The organism is Polynucleobacter sp. MWH-UH2A, from assembly GCF_018687195.1.
Classification (GTDB): Bacteria; Pseudomonadota; Gammaproteobacteria; order Burkholderiales; family Burkholderiaceae; genus Polynucleobacter.
This window is the reverse complement of sequence record NZ_CP061321.1, coordinates 1,515,058-1,533,716: the sequence shown is the minus strand read 5'-3', so window position 1 is coordinate 1,533,716 and position 18,659 is coordinate 1,515,058. Positions and strand designations below refer to the sequence as shown.

The following is an 18,659-nucleotide window of genomic DNA, read 5'->3' as shown; positions in this document are numbered from 1 at the left end:
AAAATCATTGTTTGTACAAAATTCGCTGTGAAGAAAACTCACAGGTGAAATGATAGCCGAGATGCCCCCTAAGTTAAGCAAAACTGACGTAAAAATAGAGTCGAAAGTGGCTCAGAAAAGTGCGGCTACGGATACCCCGGAAAATGCTGGACATGAGCTTGATCCAGCCAAATTCGTTAGTTTCCCCGACTCCCCATATCAGCTTTACCAGCCATTCCCGCCAGCTGGTGACCAGCCTGCGGCAATTGATGCACTTGTAGAGGGCGTAGAGGATGGTCTGACCTATCAGACCCTATTAGGGGTGACTGGCTCTGGCAAAACCTTCACGATGGCCAATGTCATCGCCAGAACCGGCCGTCCAGCCATTGTTTTTGCCCCAAATAAAACCCTGGCAGCCCAGCTTTACAGCGAATTTAGGGAGTTTTTCCCTAAAAATGCGGTTGAGTACTTCGTGAGCTATTACGACTATTACCAGCCTGAGGCCTATGTGCCTCAGCGCGATCTCTTTATCGAGAAAGACTCCTCTATTAATGAGCACATTGAACAAATGCGCTTGTCAGCAACAAAGAGTTTGTTGGAGCGTCGAGATGTGGTGATTGTGGCCACCGTTTCCGCGATATACGGTATTGGTAATCCAGGTGACTATCACAGCATGGTGATGACCTTGCGACCTGGTGACAAAATGAGTCAGCGCGATATTTTGACCAGACTCATTGCCATGCAATATGAACGCAATGAGATGGACTTCAAGCGAGGTGTATTTCGAGTGCGTGGCGATACGATTGATATCTTCCCGGCGGAACATAACGAATTAGCATTGCGCGTAGAACTGTTTGATGATGAAGTGGAAAGCTTGCAGTTTTTTGATCCACTGACTGGGAAAATTCGACAAAAAATTCCACGCTTTACGGTTTATCCAAGCTCGCATTACGTCACTCCACGCGAAACCGTATTGAAAGCCATCGAGACAATTAAAGAGGAATTGCGAATTCGCTTGGATGAATTTGTGAAGGATGGAAAATTGGTTGAAGCCCAGCGTTTAGAGCAACGCACGCGCTTTGATTTAGAAATGTTGAATGAGTTGGGTTTTTGTAAGGGCATTGAAAACTACTCTCGCCACCTGTCTGGGGCTGCTCCAGGCGAGGCCCCACCGACCTTGGTGGACTACTTGCACAATGATGCTTTGATGTTTTTGGATGAAAGCCACGTCCTTATTGGGCAGTTAAATGCTATGTATAACGGCGACAAGTCACGCAAACATACCTTGGTTGAGTTTGGTTTTCGTTTGCCATCTGCAATGGATAATCGCCCACTCAAATTTACTGAATTTGAAACGAAGATGCGTCAAACCATATTCGTATCAGCAACCCCCGCAGACTATGAAAGCCAACATCAGGGTCAAGTTGTTGAGCAAGTAGCTAGACCGACAGGTTTGGTTGATCCAGAGATTGAGGTGTTACCAGCAAGTACGCAGGTTGATGATTTACTCAGCCAAATTCATGAACGCGTAAAGGTGGGTGAGCGTGTATTGGTAACCGTGTTAACGAAGCGCATGGCAGAACAATTAACCGATTTTCTCTCTGACAATGGTGTGAAGGTGCGTTATGTGCATTCGGACATTGATACCGTTGAGCGCGTGGAAATTTTGCGTGATCTGCGTTTAGGCGTTTTTGACGTACTGGTGGGCATCAATTTATTGAGAGAGGGCTTGGATATTCCCGAAGTATCTTTGGTGGCCATTTTGGATGCCGATAAGGAGGGCTTCTTGCGCTCTGAGCGCTCACTTATTCAAACGATTGGTCGTGCTGCTCGTAATGTTCGGGGCAAGGCAATCTTGTATGCCGATAAGGTGACTGATTCCATGCGTAGGGCGATGGGCGAGACAGAACGTCGCCGTAGCAAGCAAATCGCCTTCAATAAGACCCATGGCATTGAGCCTAAAGGAGTTCAAAAGCGCATTAAAGACATCATTGATGGCGTTTATGACGTTAAAGAGAAGCGCCAAGAAATGGCTGTTGAGCAAGAGCGGGCTCATTATGAAGATATGAGCGAAAAAGACTTATCTAATGAAATCAAGCGCTTAGAGAAGCAGATGATTGCCGAAGCCAAAAACCTGGAGTTTGAAAAGGCGGCCAATACCCGGGATCGACTCTCGAAAATCAAGGAAATGGCCTTCGGGGCGCGATCAAGGGATTCCTTGGGGTAGCCCCACTTTTGCCTTAGCGGTGATGGGGTTTTTTGAGATAATTCCCGAGCAGTTTGCTAGGGATTATGGTAAAGTTGAGCGGAATAGTCAGGTATTACCCACTTGGCTATTAGCTGTCCATAACAATCCATTACCAAGGTGACATATGAGACTTACAACCAAAGGTCGTTTTGCAGTAACCGCCATGATTGATCTAGCCCTGCGTGAGACGCATGGTCCTGTGACATTAGCGGGAATTAGTCAGAGACAAAAAATTTCGCTTTCCTACCTCGAGCAATTGTTCGGCAAGCTACGTCGCTTCAATATTGTTGAAAGTACACGTGGACCTGGAGGTGGGTATACATTGGCTCGCCCCTCGAATGAGGTCAGTGTTGCCGACATCATTGTTGCGGTTGATGAACCCTTAGATGCTACTCAGTGTGGTGGTAAAGGTAATTGTCATACCGATGAAGAAAATCACGGCCGTTGCATGACGCATGATCTATGGAGCAATCTCAACTTAAAGATGGTTGAGTACCTGAGCTCTGTGACTTTGCGTGATTTGGTGCAACAGCAAGAAGGGCGCGGTATTGTGATTCAGGACATGCGCCCCAAGAAAGTCAAAATTGAAAGTACGAAGTCTGAAAAGTCAGCTCCAGTGCTTGTAGCAAAAAAAGAAGTTGCCCCAAAAGCGCCACTAGTGAATTCCGTATTTAATTTGGCGCGGCAAAGTTAATTAGCAATTCTTCATTTAGAAACACAACATGAACGCACCACAAGACCTTCCTCAGCAACCAGTCCCAATGTTTAGTCCTAAACACTTCCCGGTGTATATGGACTATTCGGCGACAACCCCAATAGACCCACGCGTAGTAGACAAAATGCTGCCTTACTTACGTGAGCAATTTGGCAATGCCGCCTCTCGAAGCCATGCTTATGGTTGGGCTGCAGAGGAGGCTGTTGAGTGGGCGCGTTCTGAGATTGCCCAATTGGTGCATGCGGATCCACGAGAGATTGTGTTTACTAGTGGTGCTACCGAAAGTATTAATTTGGCCTTGAAGGGTGCCGCCCATTTTTACAAGGATCGCGGTAACCACATCATTACCGTAAAAACAGAACACAAAGCAACTCTAGATACTTGTCGCGAATTAGAGCGCGAAGGTTTTGAGGTGACTTATTTAGATGTATTGCCAAATGGTTTGATTGACTTTGCTCAGCTTGAGACTGCAATGAAGCCAGGCACCATTCTGACATCTGTGATGTATGTTAATAATGAAATTGGCGTAGTGCAAGACATTCCGCGCATTGGAGATTTATGCCGCTCTCGTGGTGTGATTTTTCATGTTGATGCAGCACAGGCTACAGGAAAGGTAGAAATTGACCTCGAGAAGATCAAAGTAGATCTGATGAGTTTTTCTGCCCACAAGACTTATGGTCCGAAAGGCATTGGGGCTTTATTTGTCCGTCGCAAGCCACGTATCCGTATTGAAGCGCAAATTCATGGTGGTGGGCACGAGCGCGGTATGCGTTCTGGCACTTTGGCTGTTCACCAGATCGTTGGAATGGGCGAGGCATTTCGTATCGCTCGTATTGAAATGGCTGAAGAGAATAAGCGTATTCGTGCCTTGCGCGATCGCTTGTTAGCTGGTTTAAAAGATATTGAAGAGGTATATGTGAATGGCGATATGGAAAGCCGTGTGCCCCACAACCTCAATATCAGCTTTAACTATGTTGAAGGTGAGTCCATGATGATGGCTCTCAAAGATTTGGCGATTTCATCTGGTTCTGCTTGTACTTCCGCTTCACTAGAGCCATCTTATGTATTGCGCGCACTAGGGCGCAATGATGAGTTGGCACATAGCTCAATTCGTTTTACCTTGGGCCGCTTTACCACCCAGGAAGAAGTGGATTTCACAATTAAGTTAGTTAAAGAAAAGATTGCGAAGTTGCGTGAGCTTTCCCCATTGTGGGAAATGTACAAAGATGGAATTGATCTCAGCACTATTCAGTGGGCTGCGCATTAACGAAAAAATAGAGAAATTGAAGAGGAAATACCATGGCATACAGCGATAAAGTCATTGACCACTATGAAAACCCCCGCAATGTTGGTTCTTTTGAGAAGGGCGATAACAGTGTGGGCACTGGTATGGTCGGCGCCCCAGCATGTGGCGACGTGATGAAATTACAAATCCGTGTAAATGATCAAGGTGTTATTGAGGATGCAAAGTTCAAGACCTACGGATGTGGCTCTGCAATCGCCTCTTCTTCTTTGGTTACAGAGTGGGTTAAAGGAAAGACCCTAGATCAAGCGCTGGAAATTAAAAACTCTTTAATTGCAGAGGAATTGGCGTTACCGCCCGTGAAGATTCACTGCTCTATCTTGGCGGAAGATGCTATTAAAGCGGCAGTGGCTGATTACAAAGAAAAGCATCCTGCTAAATAAACTCAGAAATACTAGAGATTCATTATGGCAATTACCTTAACTGAAAAAGCAGCAAAGCACGTAAACCGAAACCTTGAAAAGCGCGGCAAAGGATGTGGCTTACGCTTGGGTGTTCGCACTACGGGTTGCTCCGGTCTGGCTTATCAGTTGGAATATGTAGATGAGCCAGCTGCGGAAGATCAAGTATTTGAATCGAATGGTGTGAAGGTATTCGTAGATCCAAAAAGTTTGGCTTATTTAGACGGGACTGAATTGGATTTTGTGCGTGAGGGATTGAACGAGGGATTTAAGTTTCAAAATCCGAACGTAAAAGATGAGTGTGGTTGTGGCGAATCTTTCCGCGTCTGACGATTACTTTCGATTCTTTGGTCTAAATCAGCAATTCAACATCGACTTGCCTGCCCTTGATCAGGCGTACTTGGCGATTCAGAAAGAAGTTCATCCTGACCGCCATGCCCGTGGCACTGAGTCTGAGCAACGCCTAGCTATGCAAATGGCAACTTTTGCCAATACGGCGTATCAAACCCTCAAGAATCCAATTCAGCGAGGACTCTATTTATGTCAGTTGCATGGTGTAGATGCCAAGTTAGAAACTAATACTGCCATGCCAGCCGCTTTTCTGATGAAGCAAATGGAATGGCGCGAGACTCTCGATGAGCAAGCAGAAGATTTGCCTGAGCTTGAGGCATTGATGGTCGAGGTTGAGCAAACTAAGTCCGATATCTTGGTGGAAATTGCACAAGCGATTGATAGCGCAAAAAACTATCAACGTGCCGCCGAGCTGCTTCGAGGTTTATTGTTCGTTGATAAATTCGCAATCGAGTTAGATGATGCAATCGCGGCGCTCATCTAGCGATACACTGAAATCTTATGGCCTTATTACAAATCTCCGAACCAGGTAAATCGCTTGCGCCGCATCAGCGCCGCATTGCCGTAGGCATTGATTTGGGGACGACAAACTCATTGGTGGCGATCGTTCGAGATGCATTGCCAAAAGTGTTGGCAGATGAGCAAGGTCGCGAGTTGTTGCCATCGGTGGTGCGGTATTTACCCAATGGCCGAACTCAGGCTGGGTTTGAAGCGCTTGAAAGCGCAGTAACCGATCCTAAAAACACGATTATTTCGGTAAAGCGCTTTATGGGTCGAGGCATCAATGATGTTGAACACATTGAAAGTGCGCCATACGACTTCCTGGATCAGCCCGGCATGCTCAAGTTAAGAACAGTTGCTGGTGATAAGAGTCCTATTGAGGTATCAGGAGAAATCTTGGCTCGCTTGCGTCAATTGGCAGAAGATTCTGTATCAGAGGATATTGTTGGCGCTGTGATTACGGTACCAGCGTATTTTGATGATGCACAGCGTCAAGCAACCAAAGATGCTGCTAAGTTGGCGGGTATTGAAGTGCTGCGTTTATTAAATGAGCCGACTGCCGCAGCAATTGCCTACGGATTAGATAATGCTTCCGAAGGTGTTTATGCAGTCTATGATCTTGGCGGCGGAACTTTTGATATCTCTATTCTACGAATGAGCAGAGGTGTTTTTGAAGTGCTTTCAACGGGTGGCGATTCAGCATTAGGTGGCGATGACTTTGATCACCGTTTGTATTGTTGGGTGCTAGAGCAGGCCAAACTACCACCTCTATCTGTGCATGATCATCGCACTTTGCTACAAGCGTGTAAGCATGCAAAAGAATTACTAAGCCACAACCCATTAGCGCGCGTTCATGAAACGCTTGCTGATGGAACTGTAGTGAACGTTGGCGTCAGTCAAGCCCAGTTTTTTGAGATTACTCAAAACTTAGTAAGTAAAACTTTGATGGCGTGCAAGAAAGCGCTGCGTGATGCTGGGTTAAAAGCTGAAGAGATCAAAGGGGTGGTTATGGTTGGCGGATCCACCCGTATGCCGAATGTGCAGCGTGCCGTTGGTGAGTTGTTTGGTACTCAGCCATTGAATAACCTGAACCCTGATCAAGTTGTTGCTCTGGGAGCGGCAATGCAAGCTGATTTGTTGGCCGGCAATCAAAGTAAAGATGACGAATGGTTGTTGTTGGATGTGATTCCGCTGTCCCTCGGCTTGGAGACTATGGGTGGTTTGGTGGAAAAAATTATTCCGCGCAATACACCAATTCCAGTTGCCAGAGCGCAAGACTTTACGACTTTTAAAGATGGTCAAACCGCTTTAGCGATACAAGTGGTTCAAGGGGAGCGAGAGTTGGCTCAAGACTGTCGTTCGCTTGGCCGCTTTGAGCTCAGAGGAATTCCGCCGATGGCTGCTGGTGCGGCACGTATACGCGTGACATTCCAGGTGGATGCGGATGGCTTATTGTCGGTGAGTGCCACAGAGCAAGGTTCTGGTGCGAAAGCCTCAATTGATATTAAGCCATCATATGGATTAACCGACGCTGAAATTACACGCATGTTGCAAGATGGCTTTGCCTCTGCCAAAGAAGATTTGCTTGCGCGATCCCTGAGGGAAGAGCAAGTTAGCGCGCAGCGTTTAATTGATGCTGTTCAGGCCGCATTAGCCAGCGATCGCAATCTTTTAAATCAAGAAGAGCAAGAGGCAATTGATCGCGAAATCAGATTACTGCAAACCATTTTGAATGAAGAGACTGACAGTGCTGTGGTGCGTAAGGCAGTCGATCATGCTGCTAAAGCAACTGATGACTTTGCACAGAAGCGCATGAATGCCAGCATTCAGAAAGCCTTAGCAGGCAAAAATGTTACCGAGATCTAAGATCATTACAAATTAAGAAGCTACCATGACTCAAATCGTTGTTTTACCTCATAGTGAATATTGCCCAGAGGGTGCAGTCGTCGAGGCCTCGCCGGGCACATCCATTTGCGAGGCTTTGCTTGAGAACGACATTCCGATTGAGCACGCATGCGACATGGTTTGTGCTTGTACAACTTGCCATGTGATCGTGAAAGAGGGTTATCAGAGTCTCAATCCCCCAGATGAGAATGAAGAAGATATGCTCGATCGCGCTTGGGGGCTCAACTCTCAGTCGCGTCTATCTTGTCAGGCCATTGTGGCCAAAGAGGATTTGGTGATTGAGATCCCCAAATATTCAATCAATCACGCTAAAGAGAATCATTGAGGCACTACTTGAAGCACTACATTAGTGCGTAGTGCTTCATAACCAAGCATATGGTTTAGGTCCTTGATAAACGTATAGCTAGTATGGAGTTGTTGTTCTGTACTTCCATAAATCTCTTTGAGCCATCGGAAACGGTGGCTTTTCTTTTTTAGGGATTACCTTTATAGGATCAACCCTAGTCGTATGGAGATAGACCCTTATATATGGGCTTTGCTCACCAATCCCTCATTAGAATCATGGTTTCTTTTAGTTGTTACCTGAGTAGTTCTTTTCAAGGAGAGACGCATGTCTGATGCTGTCGTAGCACGCATAGAGGCTAATCCAAAATACCAAGAGCTAAAGCGCAAGCGCAGCACTTTTGGTTGGGCCCTCTGTATTTTGATGTTCATCGTCTATTACGGATACATCGCTTTAATTGCTTTTGATAAGCCTTTTTTAGCACAACCTATCGGTGATGGCGTAATTACACTAGGCATTCCTATTGGTATGGGCGTAATCGTTTTCACCATTTTGATTACTGGCATTTATGTTCGTAGAGCCAACAATGAATACGACACATTAACTGCAGAGATTTTGAAGGATGCCAACAAATGACCCGTATTCAAAAAATTCTTAGCGCTTTAGCGCTATTCGCTCTCCCGATTTTGGCAATTGCTGCTGGTGCCGATATGGGTCAGGTTGAAAAGCAAGATACCAACTGGGTTGCGATTGGTATGTTTGCTGCGTTCGTGGCGGGCACTTTGTACATTACAAAGTGGGCTGCTACAAAAACTAAATCTGCAGCAGATTTCTATACCGGCGGTGGCGGTATCACCGGCTTCCAAAATGGTTTGGCAATTGCAGGTGACTACATGTCTGCAGCTTCCTTCTTGGGTATTTCAGCGGCAGTTATGGCGAATGGCTATGACGGCTTGATCTACTCCATTGGATTCTTGGTAGGTTGGCCAGTGATTACCTTCTTGATGGCAGAGCGTCTGCGTAATCTCGGTAAGTTCACCTTTGCTGACGTAGCAGGCTATCGCTTCCAACAAACCCCAATTAGGGCATTTGCTGCTTCTGGTACCTTGGTTGTTGTGGCTTTTTATTTGATCGCTCAGATGGTTGGTGCTGGTCAATTAATTAAGTTGCTCTTCGGTCTTGAGTACTGGATGGCAGTTGTGATTGTTGGTTGCTTGATGATGATCTATGTGTTGTTTGGCGGTATGACTGCAACTACCTGGGTTCAAATCATTAAGGCTTGCTTATTGTTGGCTGGCGTAACATTCATGGCTTTCATGGTGTTGGCTCAATATGGCTTTAGCCCAGAAGCATTATTTGCTAAAGCTGTTGAAGTAAAAACAGCGATTGCAGGTAACGCAGGGAAAACTCCAGAAGAAGCAGCAAAAGCGGGCTTGAGCATTATGGGTCCTGGCGGCTTCATTAAAGATCCGATTTCTGCGATTTCATTTGGTATGGCTTTGATGTTTGGTACAGCTGGTTTGCCACATATCTTGATGCGTTTCTTTACCGTACCTGATGCAAAAGAAGCTCGTAAATCTGTTTTGTGGGCAACTACATGGATTGGCTACTTCTACATCCTCATCTTTATCATTGGTTTTGGTGCTATCACTCTAGTGTTGACCAACCCTGATATGGCTGATGTTGCTAAAGGTGTTATCAAAGGTGGTGCTGGTACTGCGAATATGGCAGCCGTGTTAGTTGCTAAGACTGTGGGCGGCAACGTGTTCTATGGCTTTATCTCTGCCGTAGCCTTTGCAACCATCTTGGCTGTGGTAGCTGGCTTGACCTTGTCAGGTGCATCCGCTGTTTCACATGACCTTTATGCAACCGTAATCAAAAAAGGGAATGCTGATAGCGCTGCTGAGTTGAAAGTGTCTCGTTTGACAACCTTGACTTTGGGTGTGATCGCTGTGGTGCTTGGAATTGCTTTTGAAAAGCAAAACATTGCTTTCATGGTGTCCTTAGCATTTGCGATTGCTGCTTCCGCAAACTTCCCAGTATTGTTTATGTCAGTACTTTGGAAGAATTGCACAACCAAAGGTGCGGTTATCGGTGGATTCTTGGGCTTGGTATCTTCTGTTGCTTTAACAGTGGTATCACCTTCTGTTTGGGAAGCGGTTTTAGGCAATCCTAAAGGTTCTGCCTTGTTCCCATACTCATCACCAGCTTTGTTCTCAATCACCATTGGTTTCGTGGGTGTTTGGTTGTTCTCCGTATTGGATAATAGCGAAAATGCGAAGAAAGAACGCGCTTCATTTGCGGCTCAGCAAATTCGTTCTGAAACTGGTCTTGGTGCTTCAGGAGCTTCTGGTCACTGATCTAAACGCAGTAGATAGAAATAAAAAACCAGGAGCAATCCTGGTTTTTTATTTGCAGAGCAATTCTCGTAGTTTGATAAATGCCATTCCCGTCATGACAGCATCATTCATTGCATCATGCGCCTCGCGTGTTGGCAGGCCAAGATCTTTCATTAAGGTATCAAAACGTAAATCAATCATTTGGCCACGTTGATTTGGCGGTAGCTTGGCATTTTTGTACTCATAGTACATTTCCGAAACTTCAATCTTTTCTTGAGGAAGACCTTGTCCTAGCATAGGCCAGATGACTTTGTGCAGCATGCCCAAGTCAAATTCAAGGTAATACCCCACAATGGGTCGATTACCGATAAATTGCATGAGCTTGGCTGCTGCGATTTCAGGATCCAAGCCATTTGCGACATCGAGTTCTCGAAGTCGATGAATTTTGACGCTTTCTGCAGATACTTCTTTATCAGGCTTCACTAAGATTTCAAGACGTTCACTGGTCATGATCTTATTGCCTACGATTTTGACGGCGCCAATCGATATGACCTGATCCTTGGCAATATTTAACCCCGTGGTCTCGCAGTCAATCACTACCCACTCATTAGTAGGGGGTTTATCAAACATGAATTTATAGCGCTCATCTCCCAGGTGATAGATGAGCCACTCACGCCAGATAGAGCGATACAGCTTTTGTATGAACCCAGGAAGGAGCAGGCTCATGCAAATTCAAGATGAAAGTGTTGGCGTAAATATTGTTTGAAGCGCTTTACTACGCTTAAGCTGTCTTTCAGGAGGTCGCGCTCAAGAGTTGACAGGCGACTAATATCAATCTCACCAGAAACTGATTTGCCTGTTTCTAGTTCAGCAATACCACTCTTCAATCTGAGCTCCATTAATAGATGCAAGGATTCCACTACTTCGTTGCCAAGATCTTGAGGAATTTTGTGCATCTGGATCAGTTCCCGTACTCGCTCTGCTGTGGAGTTTGCGCGAATATGATTTTCTAGGGCTAGAGAACGAATCCCGTGTGTGATGGCAAAGATTCCTGCTTTCTTGAGATTGATACGGTTATCAGAGGTGTCAGTACCGAGTGTCAGCAAGCGATTCCACCAGCCTACTTCAGATGTAAAACTCTCGATGGCGGCAGCAAAGCGCGCCATTAAGAATTGATTATCGGTAGCTAAATTAAAGAGATTCTGCTTCACACTCTCTAGAAGTGATGAATTGCCGCTAATGGCATGGGAGTCCAAGAAGATAGCCAAATTCATGAGGCTGTCAGGTGTTGGCTCTAGTAGCCAGTGCTTCGCCATTTCGGTAAAGTCTTTTTCTGACATTCTCCAGGCAGGGTTATTAACCATAATCTTTCCTGGACACTCTGGATATCCAAACTGAATTAATGCTGCAGAAAATTGATCGCAGGCGCTAACAACTTCTGCATTGATTTTGTAATCATTGGCAATGATCAAGCCATTATCTTGATCCGTTTTCAGAATCTGCTCGCCTCGACCTTCGCTGCCCATGACAAATAGGCAGCTATTTTTCTGTAAGGCGGGACTAGCTATTAAAGACCAAGTTTTTTCAAAAAGCTTAGCGTTTAGCTCTTGCACTAAGCGACCAATCATGGCTACCTTAGTGCCATTTCGATGCAGTAGGGTAATAAGGCTTGTAATCTGATTGGCAGCCTCTTTTAAGTCATCTAATGAATTAGCGTTAAGGATTCGCTGAACTACCAGGGAGGAGCTGTTGGCAATAAAGCTTAATAGATCCACCTGTTCAAGTGTGCCAATGGGATGACCCTCATCCATCACGATGACACGATGAACTGAGTAGCGAATCATGATGGCTAGAGCTTCGTACAAATGATTGTTGGCTTGAACAGTAATCAGCTTGTAATTGCTATGTGGGCCAACCGGCGTTGACTCAAGAGGTAAATTAGCCAGAATTGCACGCTGTAGGTTTGTTGTAGTAAATATTCCTAGCCCCTGACCACCTTGAGAGGAATCTCGAACCAAAACATTGTTGGTGCGCTTCTCGCTGAAAATTTTCACAACATTCAATAGACTGGTATCAAAATCTACTGTATGTATTTCCCTCAGAAATGCTTGACTAACTTGTGCAAGGCTTAGGGAGTTGATTTCATATTGACTACTTCTTTCGGCTAGAGCGTTTAGCTTTTTAGAAAGATCGGCAAATAGCAGTGCACCAAACGTTGCATTGGTAGAAATGAGTTCAGTAACAGCAGACTTCGCCAGTTGATAGCTGACCACCTCTTCAGAAGCGATGAATTGGCTTGAAACTTTACCCGCAATAAGTCCACGTCCATCAAAACAATCATCAGGACCGTATACGGCTACTTCTTCACCACTCTCTAGTTGGCGTACATAACCTTTAATAGGAATAAATAGGTGAGTTGGTGTCGAGCCAACATCGAGAATAATCTCACCTTCCTTGAAATAGGCTATATCAACACTATTTCTGACGAGTTCTTGCTCTTGGCTATTTAGGCAATCAAATGGAGAGGCTGAGAAATTAAAGGCATTAGGCATTGCTCTATTCTATTTCTTTGGGGGCACCCTGTGAAGAAGGGGTCATCCCTTAGGGCACTAACAATTCGCAGACAATCACTTTTATGAACGTTTTTTTGCTTTAGGCAATGACACCGCCGAGCTTGATTCTCGAATGACTAAATTGACGTTGGCTTTAATTTTTTTGGGAAGGCTCGATACACCTTTAATTTGAGAAACGAGATGATTCGCTGCTTGAGCCCACATTCCGACTGCATCAATGTGGATGGTAGTTAGACTTGGCATCATGTGACGTGAAATCTCGAGGTCGTCAAAGCCGATAATGGAGAGATCTGCTGGAATTTTTAATCCTTGTTTTTGTGCTTCCAGCAAGGCTCCTATTGCTAGTACGTCTTGCCCGCAAATAATGGCCGTAATTTTAGGGTTATTGAGGAGCAGTTTTTTTAATCCAAGGCGAGCATCGTGAAGGGTATATGGGCATTCAACAATGACATCATCTTTGATATGTATTTTTTTCTCCATTAACGCATCAATAATTCCTTCAACCCGATCTTTTGCTCGATCGTTATGACTAGTAATTCCCGCTAGTATTCCAAAATGCTGATGACCTAGCGAGAGTAGATGTCTAACCCCAAGTTTTATTGCCTCGTGATTGTCAAAGCCTGAGGCATACCCATTAAATGGGGTATTTAAGGATCCTATATGAATATAGGGGATACCTCGATTTTTTAAAAGCTTAAGAGCGTCTCGCTGCTGGCTTGTACCAAAGAGGGCGATACCCTCGACACCTCTTGCCAATAGATTATTGATTTGATTGGCTTCAATTTCTGGATCGTAATTACTACTGGCGACGAGTAATTGATGGCCGGACTGATTAAGTTGTTTTTGAAATTCAGCTAAACCTTGAGAAAAGATGGCGTTGTCTAAAGTTGGAACAATCGCTCCTATTGTTCCTGAGCGCTTGAGCACCAGCGAACGAGCTCCTGCATTTGGGATGTACCCTAATTTCTTAATAACCCCATAAATTTTTTCTTTGAGCTCTGTACTAACGCTTTCGGGTTTATTTAAGGCCCGCGAAACAGTTGCAGTTGACACTTTTGCTGCGGTTGCAACATGGTCAATGGTGATAGTTCCAATATTTTTTTTCATCTAAGCCTAAGGGAAAGCCCTAGTCAATTTACAAGTTTCGTAATGAATTATTTAAGGAATTATGGTTAGAATGAAAGCGCTTACATTTTCTGTCATTCTATAAGGAATTAGAAATTTTTAGCAAGATTTTATCTTTCTTTTTGTTCTGCGCAGTTTTATTGCTCACCTGGTTCGGTTTAACCGAGTGGAGTGGGGCGATATCAAGCGCTAAGTTTCCTACGCCTGTAGAAACATGGAATTCTTTAAAAATTATTGCCATACAAGGATATGGCAATGGCAAGCTACACCAGCATATTTTTCAAAGTATTGTTTTGGTAACAATGGGCTTTCTTGTTTCCTCTTCGCTTGGTATTTTGACTGGCATTTTGATGGGTGCCAATAAAAAGATAGAGGCTTTTGTAAACCCCATATTTTTAACATTGCGACCCATTCCACCATTAGCATGGATTCCATTGGCTATCGTCTGGTTAGGATTGGGAAATTCTGCCAAGGTAATGGTAATTTATGTTGCAGCCTTCGTGCCAGCAGTGATCAATACTTTTACCGGTATTAAATCGATTGAAGCGCCTCAAAGAGAGGCGGCGGCAATGTTGGGAATTGATCGCTTGACGTATTACAGTGAAGTCTTGATACCAGGGGCTATGCCCTTGATATTTACCGGTCTCAGGCTATCCTTGCAGGCGTCTTGGACTACGCTAGTTGCTGCAGAATTGGTGGGGGCAACTTTAGGTCTCGGTTCTATTTTGAATCAGGCGGCGCAAGATATTAATCCTGCGATGATTTTGGTTGGCATGATTAGTGTGGCCATATCTGGGTGGCTCATGACGCAGATATTGGCAAAGGCAGAGCGTTACGCAATGCCCTGGAGATCGTGACTATGCCCCATGATGCTCTAAAAAAAGACGAATATTTGGTTTGGACCAGTTTTGGAATTTTTGCATTTATTGGATTCTGGTACATGGCAGTCATTTTGGGTTTTGTGCCCAAGCAATTTCTTCCAGAGCCGCATGAGGTATTTATGAAATTCATTCGGCTAATGAGTGAACCATTTTCTGGCTATACCTTGTTAACTCATATCGCATCCAGTTTTCAACGTTTTCTGTTTGGCTTTGTTTTGGCTGTATTGATTGGCGTTCCTTTGGGTTTGTTGATGGCGCTTTCTCGATTCGCAAACCAATTGTTCACCCCATTTTTTGAGAGCATTCGATTTGTTGCTCCAATTGCTTGGGTCCCATTTGCTGCTTTATGGTTTGGAACCGGTATTGGGGGTCCAGTTTTAGTCATTTTTATGGGCGCTTTCCCACCAGTTCTTATTAATACCTATCGTGGAGCAATTCACGTTGATAAGAAGTATCTTGAGGCTGCAAGAATGTTGGGTGCTGGCAAGCTGCGATTGATGGCTGAGGTCTTATTCCCAGCGGCAATACCATCAATTGTTGCGGGGCTTCGTATTTCTGCTGGATTGGGTTGGCAATCTTTGGTTGGTGCTGAATTAATTGTTGCTTCGAGTGGTGTTGGTTACATGATGGTGAAAGGACAAGCCAGCATTCAAACCGATATTGTGATGAGTGGAATGATTGCGATTGGATTAATTGGTTTGTTGATAGATGTTCTGTTAAGGCAATTTGAAAAAGTTGCTGTTCACTATAAAGAAATATAAGTTATGGCAGATATTGTTTTTGATTCGGTGCAGCGAAGTTTTAAGCAAGGAGGAAAAGAATTTCTTGCTGTAGGTGGTATCAATTTGACTGTGCGGGATAAGGAGTTTGTGGCTATTGTTGGCCCATCTGGTTGCGGCAAGACAACTTGCATGCGGATGGTGGCTGGTCTAGAAATGCCCACTAAAGGACATGTATTGGTAGGTGGAAAAGAGGTTAAGGGCCCTGGCCCAGATCGAGCAGTTGTGTTTCAACAATTTGCACTATTTCCTTGGAAAACGGTTCAGCAAAATATTGAGTTTGGATTGAAGTCGATGAATATCGATGCGTCGAAAAAAGCTGAAAAGACCGCTCGCTTAATTGATTTAATGGGTTTGCAGGGATATGAGCATGCTTATCCCCATCAACTTTCAGGTGGAATGCAGCAACGGGTAGCAATTGCTCGAGCATATGTATTAGATCCAGAAGTGTTATTAATGGATGAGCCCTTTGGAGCGCTTGATGCTCAAACTCGAGTGGTGATGCAGGAAGAGCTTGTTAGGCTGGCTCGCAAAAATCCAAAAACTGTGCTCTTTATTACCCATGCAGTTGAAGAGGCCGTTTATTTGGCTGATCGAGTGGTAGTAATGTCAAGAAGACCGGGTTTAATAAGGGATGTCATAGAAATTAAGCCTATTCGAGAGAAAGAGGGCTGGGATCAGCATTCTCGCATTGAGGATGTGATGGATTTAAATTCATTTGTGCAGTTGCGTAGTCATATATGGAAATTGCTTAGAGAGCAAAACCTTGGCGTTGATCATTGATTTACTTTTGTAATGTATTGGGGAGATAAAAATGAAATTCAAAAAAACATTAGCAAGCATCTTAGGAGCAACAGTTTTATCGGCAGTCAGCATTGGGCAAGTTCAGGCGCAAGCAAAGCCTGCGCTGACGGAGATCAAGGTGAGTTATCAGCCTGCTTTGTATTGGGCTCTTCCGTTTTTTGTGGCAACTGAAAAGGGTTGGTGGGGTGAGTTAGGCTTGAAGCCAGAGTTCAGTACATTCCCGGCAGGCGTTCCGCAGATCGCAGCATCTGCATCAAAGTCTTGGGATGTGGGTGGCACAGGTTCAGTTCCTGCAGTACTGGGTTATGTTCGCTTCGGAATTAAAACGATTGGTTTGAGTAATGATGAGTCTGCTGGAAATGCCTTACTAGCCACTCCAAAGGCGGCAGAAGCTTTTGCTGCAAACCCTCAGTCTATTAAGGGGCAGACAATTGTTCTTACCGGCAACTCAACTGGTGATTATGCAGTTCAGTCATGCCTTAAAAAGTATGGATTGTCTAAGTCTGATGTAGTGATCAAGAATATGGGGCAGGGCGAAATTATTTCTGCCATGTCCTCTGGTAATGCAGATTTTGGCGGTCTTTGGGCCCCAAACATTTACACCTTAGAAGAGAAGGCGGGGGCAAAAGTCATTTGCTCTGGTAAGGATGGTGGTGCGTATGTTCCTGGAGCCTTAATTGTGCGTGGTGACTATGCGAAAGAAAATCCACAAAATGTGGCTAAATTCCTTGCCATTTATTTGCGTACATGGAAGTGGATGAATGCAAATAAACCTCAAGCAATTGCCATGATGAAGAAGTTTTACGAGCAAGGTGGTGTCACGATTTCAGAAGCCTCTATGAAAAAAGAGTTTGATACTCGCCCAACATTTGATCTGGCATCAGAGTTAAAAATTATGGACAACTCTAAAGGCCCATCACAGGTTGATGGATGGTTTAATGCCATAGCTGCATTTATGCAGTCAACTGGCGCAATCCAGGCAATTCCACCTGCTAATGAATACATTACCGATGAGTTTGTGAAGATGGTAAATGCCGATAAGAAATTGCGGGAATTTGCAAACAGCACAAAATAAATTTAACTGCGAAAGTCTAAAAAGGTGGGGATACCCCACTTTTTTAGAAGTAATCTGTAAGCGCTTACATAAAGGTTCGAGATATGTCATTACATTATTTAAAAAAGGCGACCAAAAATCCGGAGACCGAAACATCGACGGCTCAGAAGGTGGTTGCGGAAATGCTTGCGAATATCGAAAAAAATGGTGAGTCAGCTGTTAGAGAATATGCCTCAAAGCTGGATAATTGGTCAGGCGATATTGTTATGTCGGATCAAGCAATTAATGCAATCTTGGCTGATGTGCCTGATGTGGTGAAAAAAGATATCGATTTTGCCGTTAAGCAAGTTTATGACTTTGCTGTTGCTCAGAAAAATAGTATTAGCGATTTCTCAACAACCCTGCATGCAGGGGTTACTGCCGGTCAAAAAGTATTACCAGTAAATGTGGTTGGATGTTATGCCCCGTCAGGTAGGTATGCTCACATCGCTTCTGCTTATATGACTGTTGCTACTGCAAAGGCAGCAGGAGTTAAAAATATTATTGCGTGCTCAAGCCCATTTCGTGGTGGAGGCATACATCCATATGTTTTATATGCCTTTAAGGCGGCTGGCGCGGATGTCATTATGACCTTGGGTGGCGTTCAGGCCATCGCTTCAATGGCCTATGGACTTTTTACGGGTAAGCCAGCTGATGTTGTAGTTGGGCCTGGTAATAAGTTTGTTGCAGAAGCCAAGAGATCGCTTTTCGGCAAGGTCGGAATTGACGTCTTTGCTGGGCCATCTGAAATTGCTGTCATTGCTGATGAGACGGCCGACCCAAAGATTGTTGCTAGTGATTTAGTAGGGCAAGCAGAGCATGGACATGAATCTCCTGCATGGCTTTTTACAAGCTCTGAGGAGTTGGCTAAAGAAGTAATGCAGTTAGTGCCAAAGTTAATTGATTTACTTCCACCTACGGCAAAGGATGCTGCAGCATGTGCTTGGCGGGATTATGGGGAGGTGATTCTGTGCGACTCTCGAGAAGAGGTCGTCAGGATTTCTGATCAATATGCAAGCGAACATCTAGAGGTCCACGCAAAAGACTTGGATTGGTGGTTAAGTAATTTGACATGCTACGGATCCTTGTTTTTAGGTGAAGAAACTACGGTTGCGTTTGGCGATAAAACAAGTGGCCCTAATCATGTTCTACCTACTAAGGGAGCAGCACGATATTCAGGTGGGCTATCCGTGCATAAGTTTATGAAAACGCTAACATGGCAAAAGATGACCAGAGAAGGTAGCAAAGAAATGGCATTAGTTACCGCAAGAATTAGTCGTCTTGAGGGAATGGAGGCCCATGCCCGCACCGCAGACGATCGTCTTGAAAAATACTTTCCGGGTGAGAAATTTAATCTTGGAATGCCTGTTGAGGTTTGA

18 protein-coding genes are annotated in these 18,659 nt (G+C 44.6%); 15 read left to right on the top strand and 3 right to left on the bottom strand.

From position 1 onward, the window contains the following. Positions 1-49 precede the first annotated feature (49 nt). From uvrB to IC571_RS07930, 10 genes are all read left to right on the top strand, one after another. Positions 50-2,206 carry an excinuclease ABC subunit UvrB gene (gene uvrB, locus IC571_RS07975; protein ID WP_251373335.1) on the top strand — a complete coding sequence of 719 codons (2,157 nt, stop codon included), beginning with the start codon at positions 50-52 and terminating at the stop codon, positions 2,204-2,206. Positions 2,207-2,351: 145 nt separating this feature from the next. Continuing rightward, on the top strand, positions 2,352-2,921 hold the full coding sequence (locus IC571_RS07970; RefSeq protein ID WP_215315818.1) for a Fe-S cluster assembly transcription factor: 570 nt from the start codon (positions 2,352-2,354) through the stop codon (positions 2,919-2,921). A 28-nt stretch (positions 2,922-2,949) separates the two neighbouring features. Then, positions 2,950-4,209, top strand: coding sequence for an IscS subfamily cysteine desulfurase (locus IC571_RS07965; RefSeq protein WP_371742889.1), 1,260 nt, complete (start codon positions 2,950-2,952; stop codon positions 4,207-4,209). A 32-nt stretch (positions 4,210-4,241) separates the two neighbouring features. Continuing rightward, the gene (gene iscU / locus IC571_RS07960) at positions 4,242-4,628 is read left to right on the top strand and encodes a Fe-S cluster assembly scaffold IscU (protein WP_173956180.1); all 387 of its coding nucleotides are present in this window, start codon (positions 4,242-4,244) and stop codon (positions 4,626-4,628) included. Positions 4,629-4,652: 24 nt separating this feature from the next. Further along, entirely contained in the window at positions 4,653-4,976 is a 324-nt protein-coding gene (iscA, locus tag IC571_RS07955) for an iron-sulfur cluster assembly protein IscA (RefSeq protein ID WP_068948041.1), read from the top strand. Beyond that, the gene (gene hscB / locus IC571_RS07950) at positions 4,954-5,481 is read left to right on the top strand and encodes a Fe-S protein assembly co-chaperone HscB (protein WP_251373332.1); all 528 of its coding nucleotides are present in this window, start codon (positions 4,954-4,956) and stop codon (positions 5,479-5,481) included. The genes iscA and hscB overlap by 23 nt, the downstream gene beginning before the upstream one ends. A 17-nt stretch (positions 5,482-5,498) precedes the next feature. After that, positions 5,499-7,364 carry a Fe-S protein assembly chaperone HscA gene (hscA, locus tag IC571_RS07945; protein ID WP_215315816.1) on the top strand — a complete coding sequence of 622 codons (1,866 nt, stop codon included), beginning with the start codon at positions 5,499-5,501 and terminating at the stop codon, positions 7,362-7,364. Between the two features lie 25 nt (positions 7,365-7,389). After that, entirely contained in the window at positions 7,390-7,728 is a 339-nt protein-coding gene (fdx, locus tag IC571_RS07940; protein ID WP_215315815.1) for an ISC system 2Fe-2S type ferredoxin, read from the top strand. A gap of 285 nt (positions 7,729-8,013) precedes the next feature. Beyond that, a complete protein-coding gene (locus tag IC571_RS07935; protein WP_215315814.1) occupies positions 8,014-8,322 on the top strand; it encodes a DUF485 domain-containing protein in 309 nt (102 codons plus the stop codon). Continuing rightward, positions 8,319-10,046 carry a cation acetate symporter gene (locus IC571_RS07930; RefSeq protein WP_215315813.1) on the top strand — a complete coding sequence of 576 codons (1,728 nt, stop codon included), beginning with the start codon at positions 8,319-8,321 and terminating at the stop codon, positions 10,044-10,046. Before IC571_RS07935 ends, IC571_RS07930 begins: the two co-directional genes overlap by 4 nt. Positions 10,047-10,094: 48 nt before the next feature. Here the strand turns inward: IC571_RS07930 and IC571_RS07925 are convergent, their stop codons facing one another. From IC571_RS07925 to IC571_RS07915, 3 genes are all read right to left on the bottom strand, one after another. Further along, a complete protein-coding gene (locus IC571_RS07925) occupies positions 10,095-10,751 on the bottom strand; it encodes a 3'-5' exonuclease (protein ID WP_215315812.1) in 657 nt (218 codons plus the stop codon). Continuing rightward, positions 10,748-12,577, bottom strand: a complete 1,830-nt coding sequence (locus tag IC571_RS07920; RefSeq protein WP_215315811.1) for a putative nucleotidyltransferase substrate binding domain-containing protein — start codon at positions 12,575-12,577, stop codon at positions 10,748-10,750. Before IC571_RS07920 ends, IC571_RS07925 begins: the two co-directional genes overlap by 4 nt. Positions 12,578-12,658: 81 nt before the next feature. Continuing rightward, complete coding sequence (locus IC571_RS07915) at positions 12,659-13,705, bottom strand: LacI family DNA-binding transcriptional regulator (RefSeq protein ID WP_215315810.1); 1,047 nt, start codon at positions 13,703-13,705, stop codon at positions 12,659-12,661. Between the two features lie 140 nt (positions 13,706-13,845). Between IC571_RS07915 and IC571_RS07910 the strand changes: the two genes are divergently transcribed. From IC571_RS07910 to hisD, 5 genes are all read left to right on the top strand, one after another. After that, entirely contained in the window at positions 13,846-14,580 is a 735-nt protein-coding gene (locus IC571_RS07910; RefSeq protein WP_251373329.1) for an ABC transporter permease, read from the top strand. Beyond that, the gene (locus IC571_RS07905) at positions 14,520-15,365 is read left to right on the top strand and encodes an ABC transporter permease (protein WP_251373327.1); all 846 of its coding nucleotides are present in this window, start codon (positions 14,520-14,522) and stop codon (positions 15,363-15,365) included. The genes IC571_RS07910 and IC571_RS07905 overlap by 61 nt, the downstream gene beginning before the upstream one ends. A gap of 3 nt (positions 15,366-15,368) precedes the next feature. Continuing rightward, complete coding sequence (locus IC571_RS07900; RefSeq protein WP_215315809.1) at positions 15,369-16,166, top strand: ABC transporter ATP-binding protein; 798 nt, start codon at positions 15,369-15,371, stop codon at positions 16,164-16,166. A gap of 31 nt (positions 16,167-16,197) precedes the next feature. Beyond that, positions 16,198-17,262, top strand: a complete 1,065-nt coding sequence (locus IC571_RS07895; RefSeq protein WP_215315808.1) for an ABC transporter substrate-binding protein — start codon at positions 16,198-16,200, stop codon at positions 17,260-17,262. An 83-nt stretch (positions 17,263-17,345) separates the two neighbouring features. Then, a complete protein-coding gene (gene hisD / locus IC571_RS07890; RefSeq protein ID WP_215315807.1) occupies positions 17,346-18,659 on the top strand; it encodes a histidinol dehydrogenase in 1,314 nt (437 codons plus the stop codon).

Excerpts from the sequence above, each read along its gene's own strand:
- IC571_RS07935 (WP_215315814.1), top strand. The coding sequence starts at position 8,014 with ATGTCTGATGCTGTCGTAGCACGCATAGAGGCTAATCCAAAATACCAA.
- IC571_RS07965 (WP_371742889.1), top strand. The coding sequence starts at position 2,950 with ATGAACGCACCACAAGACCTTCCTCAGCAACCAGTCCCAATGTTTAGT.
- IC571_RS07895 (WP_215315808.1), top strand. The coding sequence starts at position 16,198 with ATGAAATTCAAAAAAACATTAGCAAGCATCTTAGGAGCAACAGTTTTA.
- IC571_RS07930 (WP_215315813.1), top strand. The coding sequence starts at position 8,319 with ATGACCCGTATTCAAAAAATTCTTAGCGCTTTAGCGCTATTCGCTCTC.
- iscA (WP_068948041.1), top strand. The coding sequence starts at position 4,653 with ATGGCAATTACCTTAACTGAAAAAGCAGCAAAGCACGTAAACCGAAAC.
- IC571_RS07915 (WP_215315810.1), bottom strand. The coding sequence starts at position 13,705 with ATGAAAAAAAATATTGGAACTATCACCATTGACCATGTTGCAACCGCA.
- IC571_RS07925 (WP_215315812.1), bottom strand. The coding sequence starts at position 10,751 with ATGAGCCTGCTCCTTCCTGGGTTCATACAAAAGCTGTATCGCTCTATC.
- hisD (WP_215315807.1), top strand. The coding sequence starts at position 17,346 with ATGTCATTACATTATTTAAAAAAGGCGACCAAAAATCCGGAGACCGAA.
- uvrB (WP_251373335.1), top strand. The coding sequence starts at position 50 with ATGATAGCCGAGATGCCCCCTAAGTTAAGCAAAACTGACGTAAAAATA.
- IC571_RS07970 (WP_215315818.1), top strand. The coding sequence starts at position 2,352 with ATGAGACTTACAACCAAAGGTCGTTTTGCAGTAACCGCCATGATTGAT.
- IC571_RS07900 (WP_215315809.1), top strand. The coding sequence starts at position 15,369 with ATGGCAGATATTGTTTTTGATTCGGTGCAGCGAAGTTTTAAGCAAGGA.
- hscA (WP_215315816.1), top strand. The coding sequence starts at position 5,499 with ATGGCCTTATTACAAATCTCCGAACCAGGTAAATCGCTTGCGCCGCAT.
- fdx (WP_215315815.1), top strand. The coding sequence starts at position 7,390 with ATGACTCAAATCGTTGTTTTACCTCATAGTGAATATTGCCCAGAGGGT.
- IC571_RS07920 (WP_215315811.1), bottom strand. The coding sequence starts at position 12,577 with ATGCCTAATGCCTTTAATTTCTCAGCCTCTCCATTTGATTGCCTAAAT.
- iscU (WP_173956180.1), top strand. The coding sequence starts at position 4,242 with ATGGCATACAGCGATAAAGTCATTGACCACTATGAAAACCCCCGCAAT.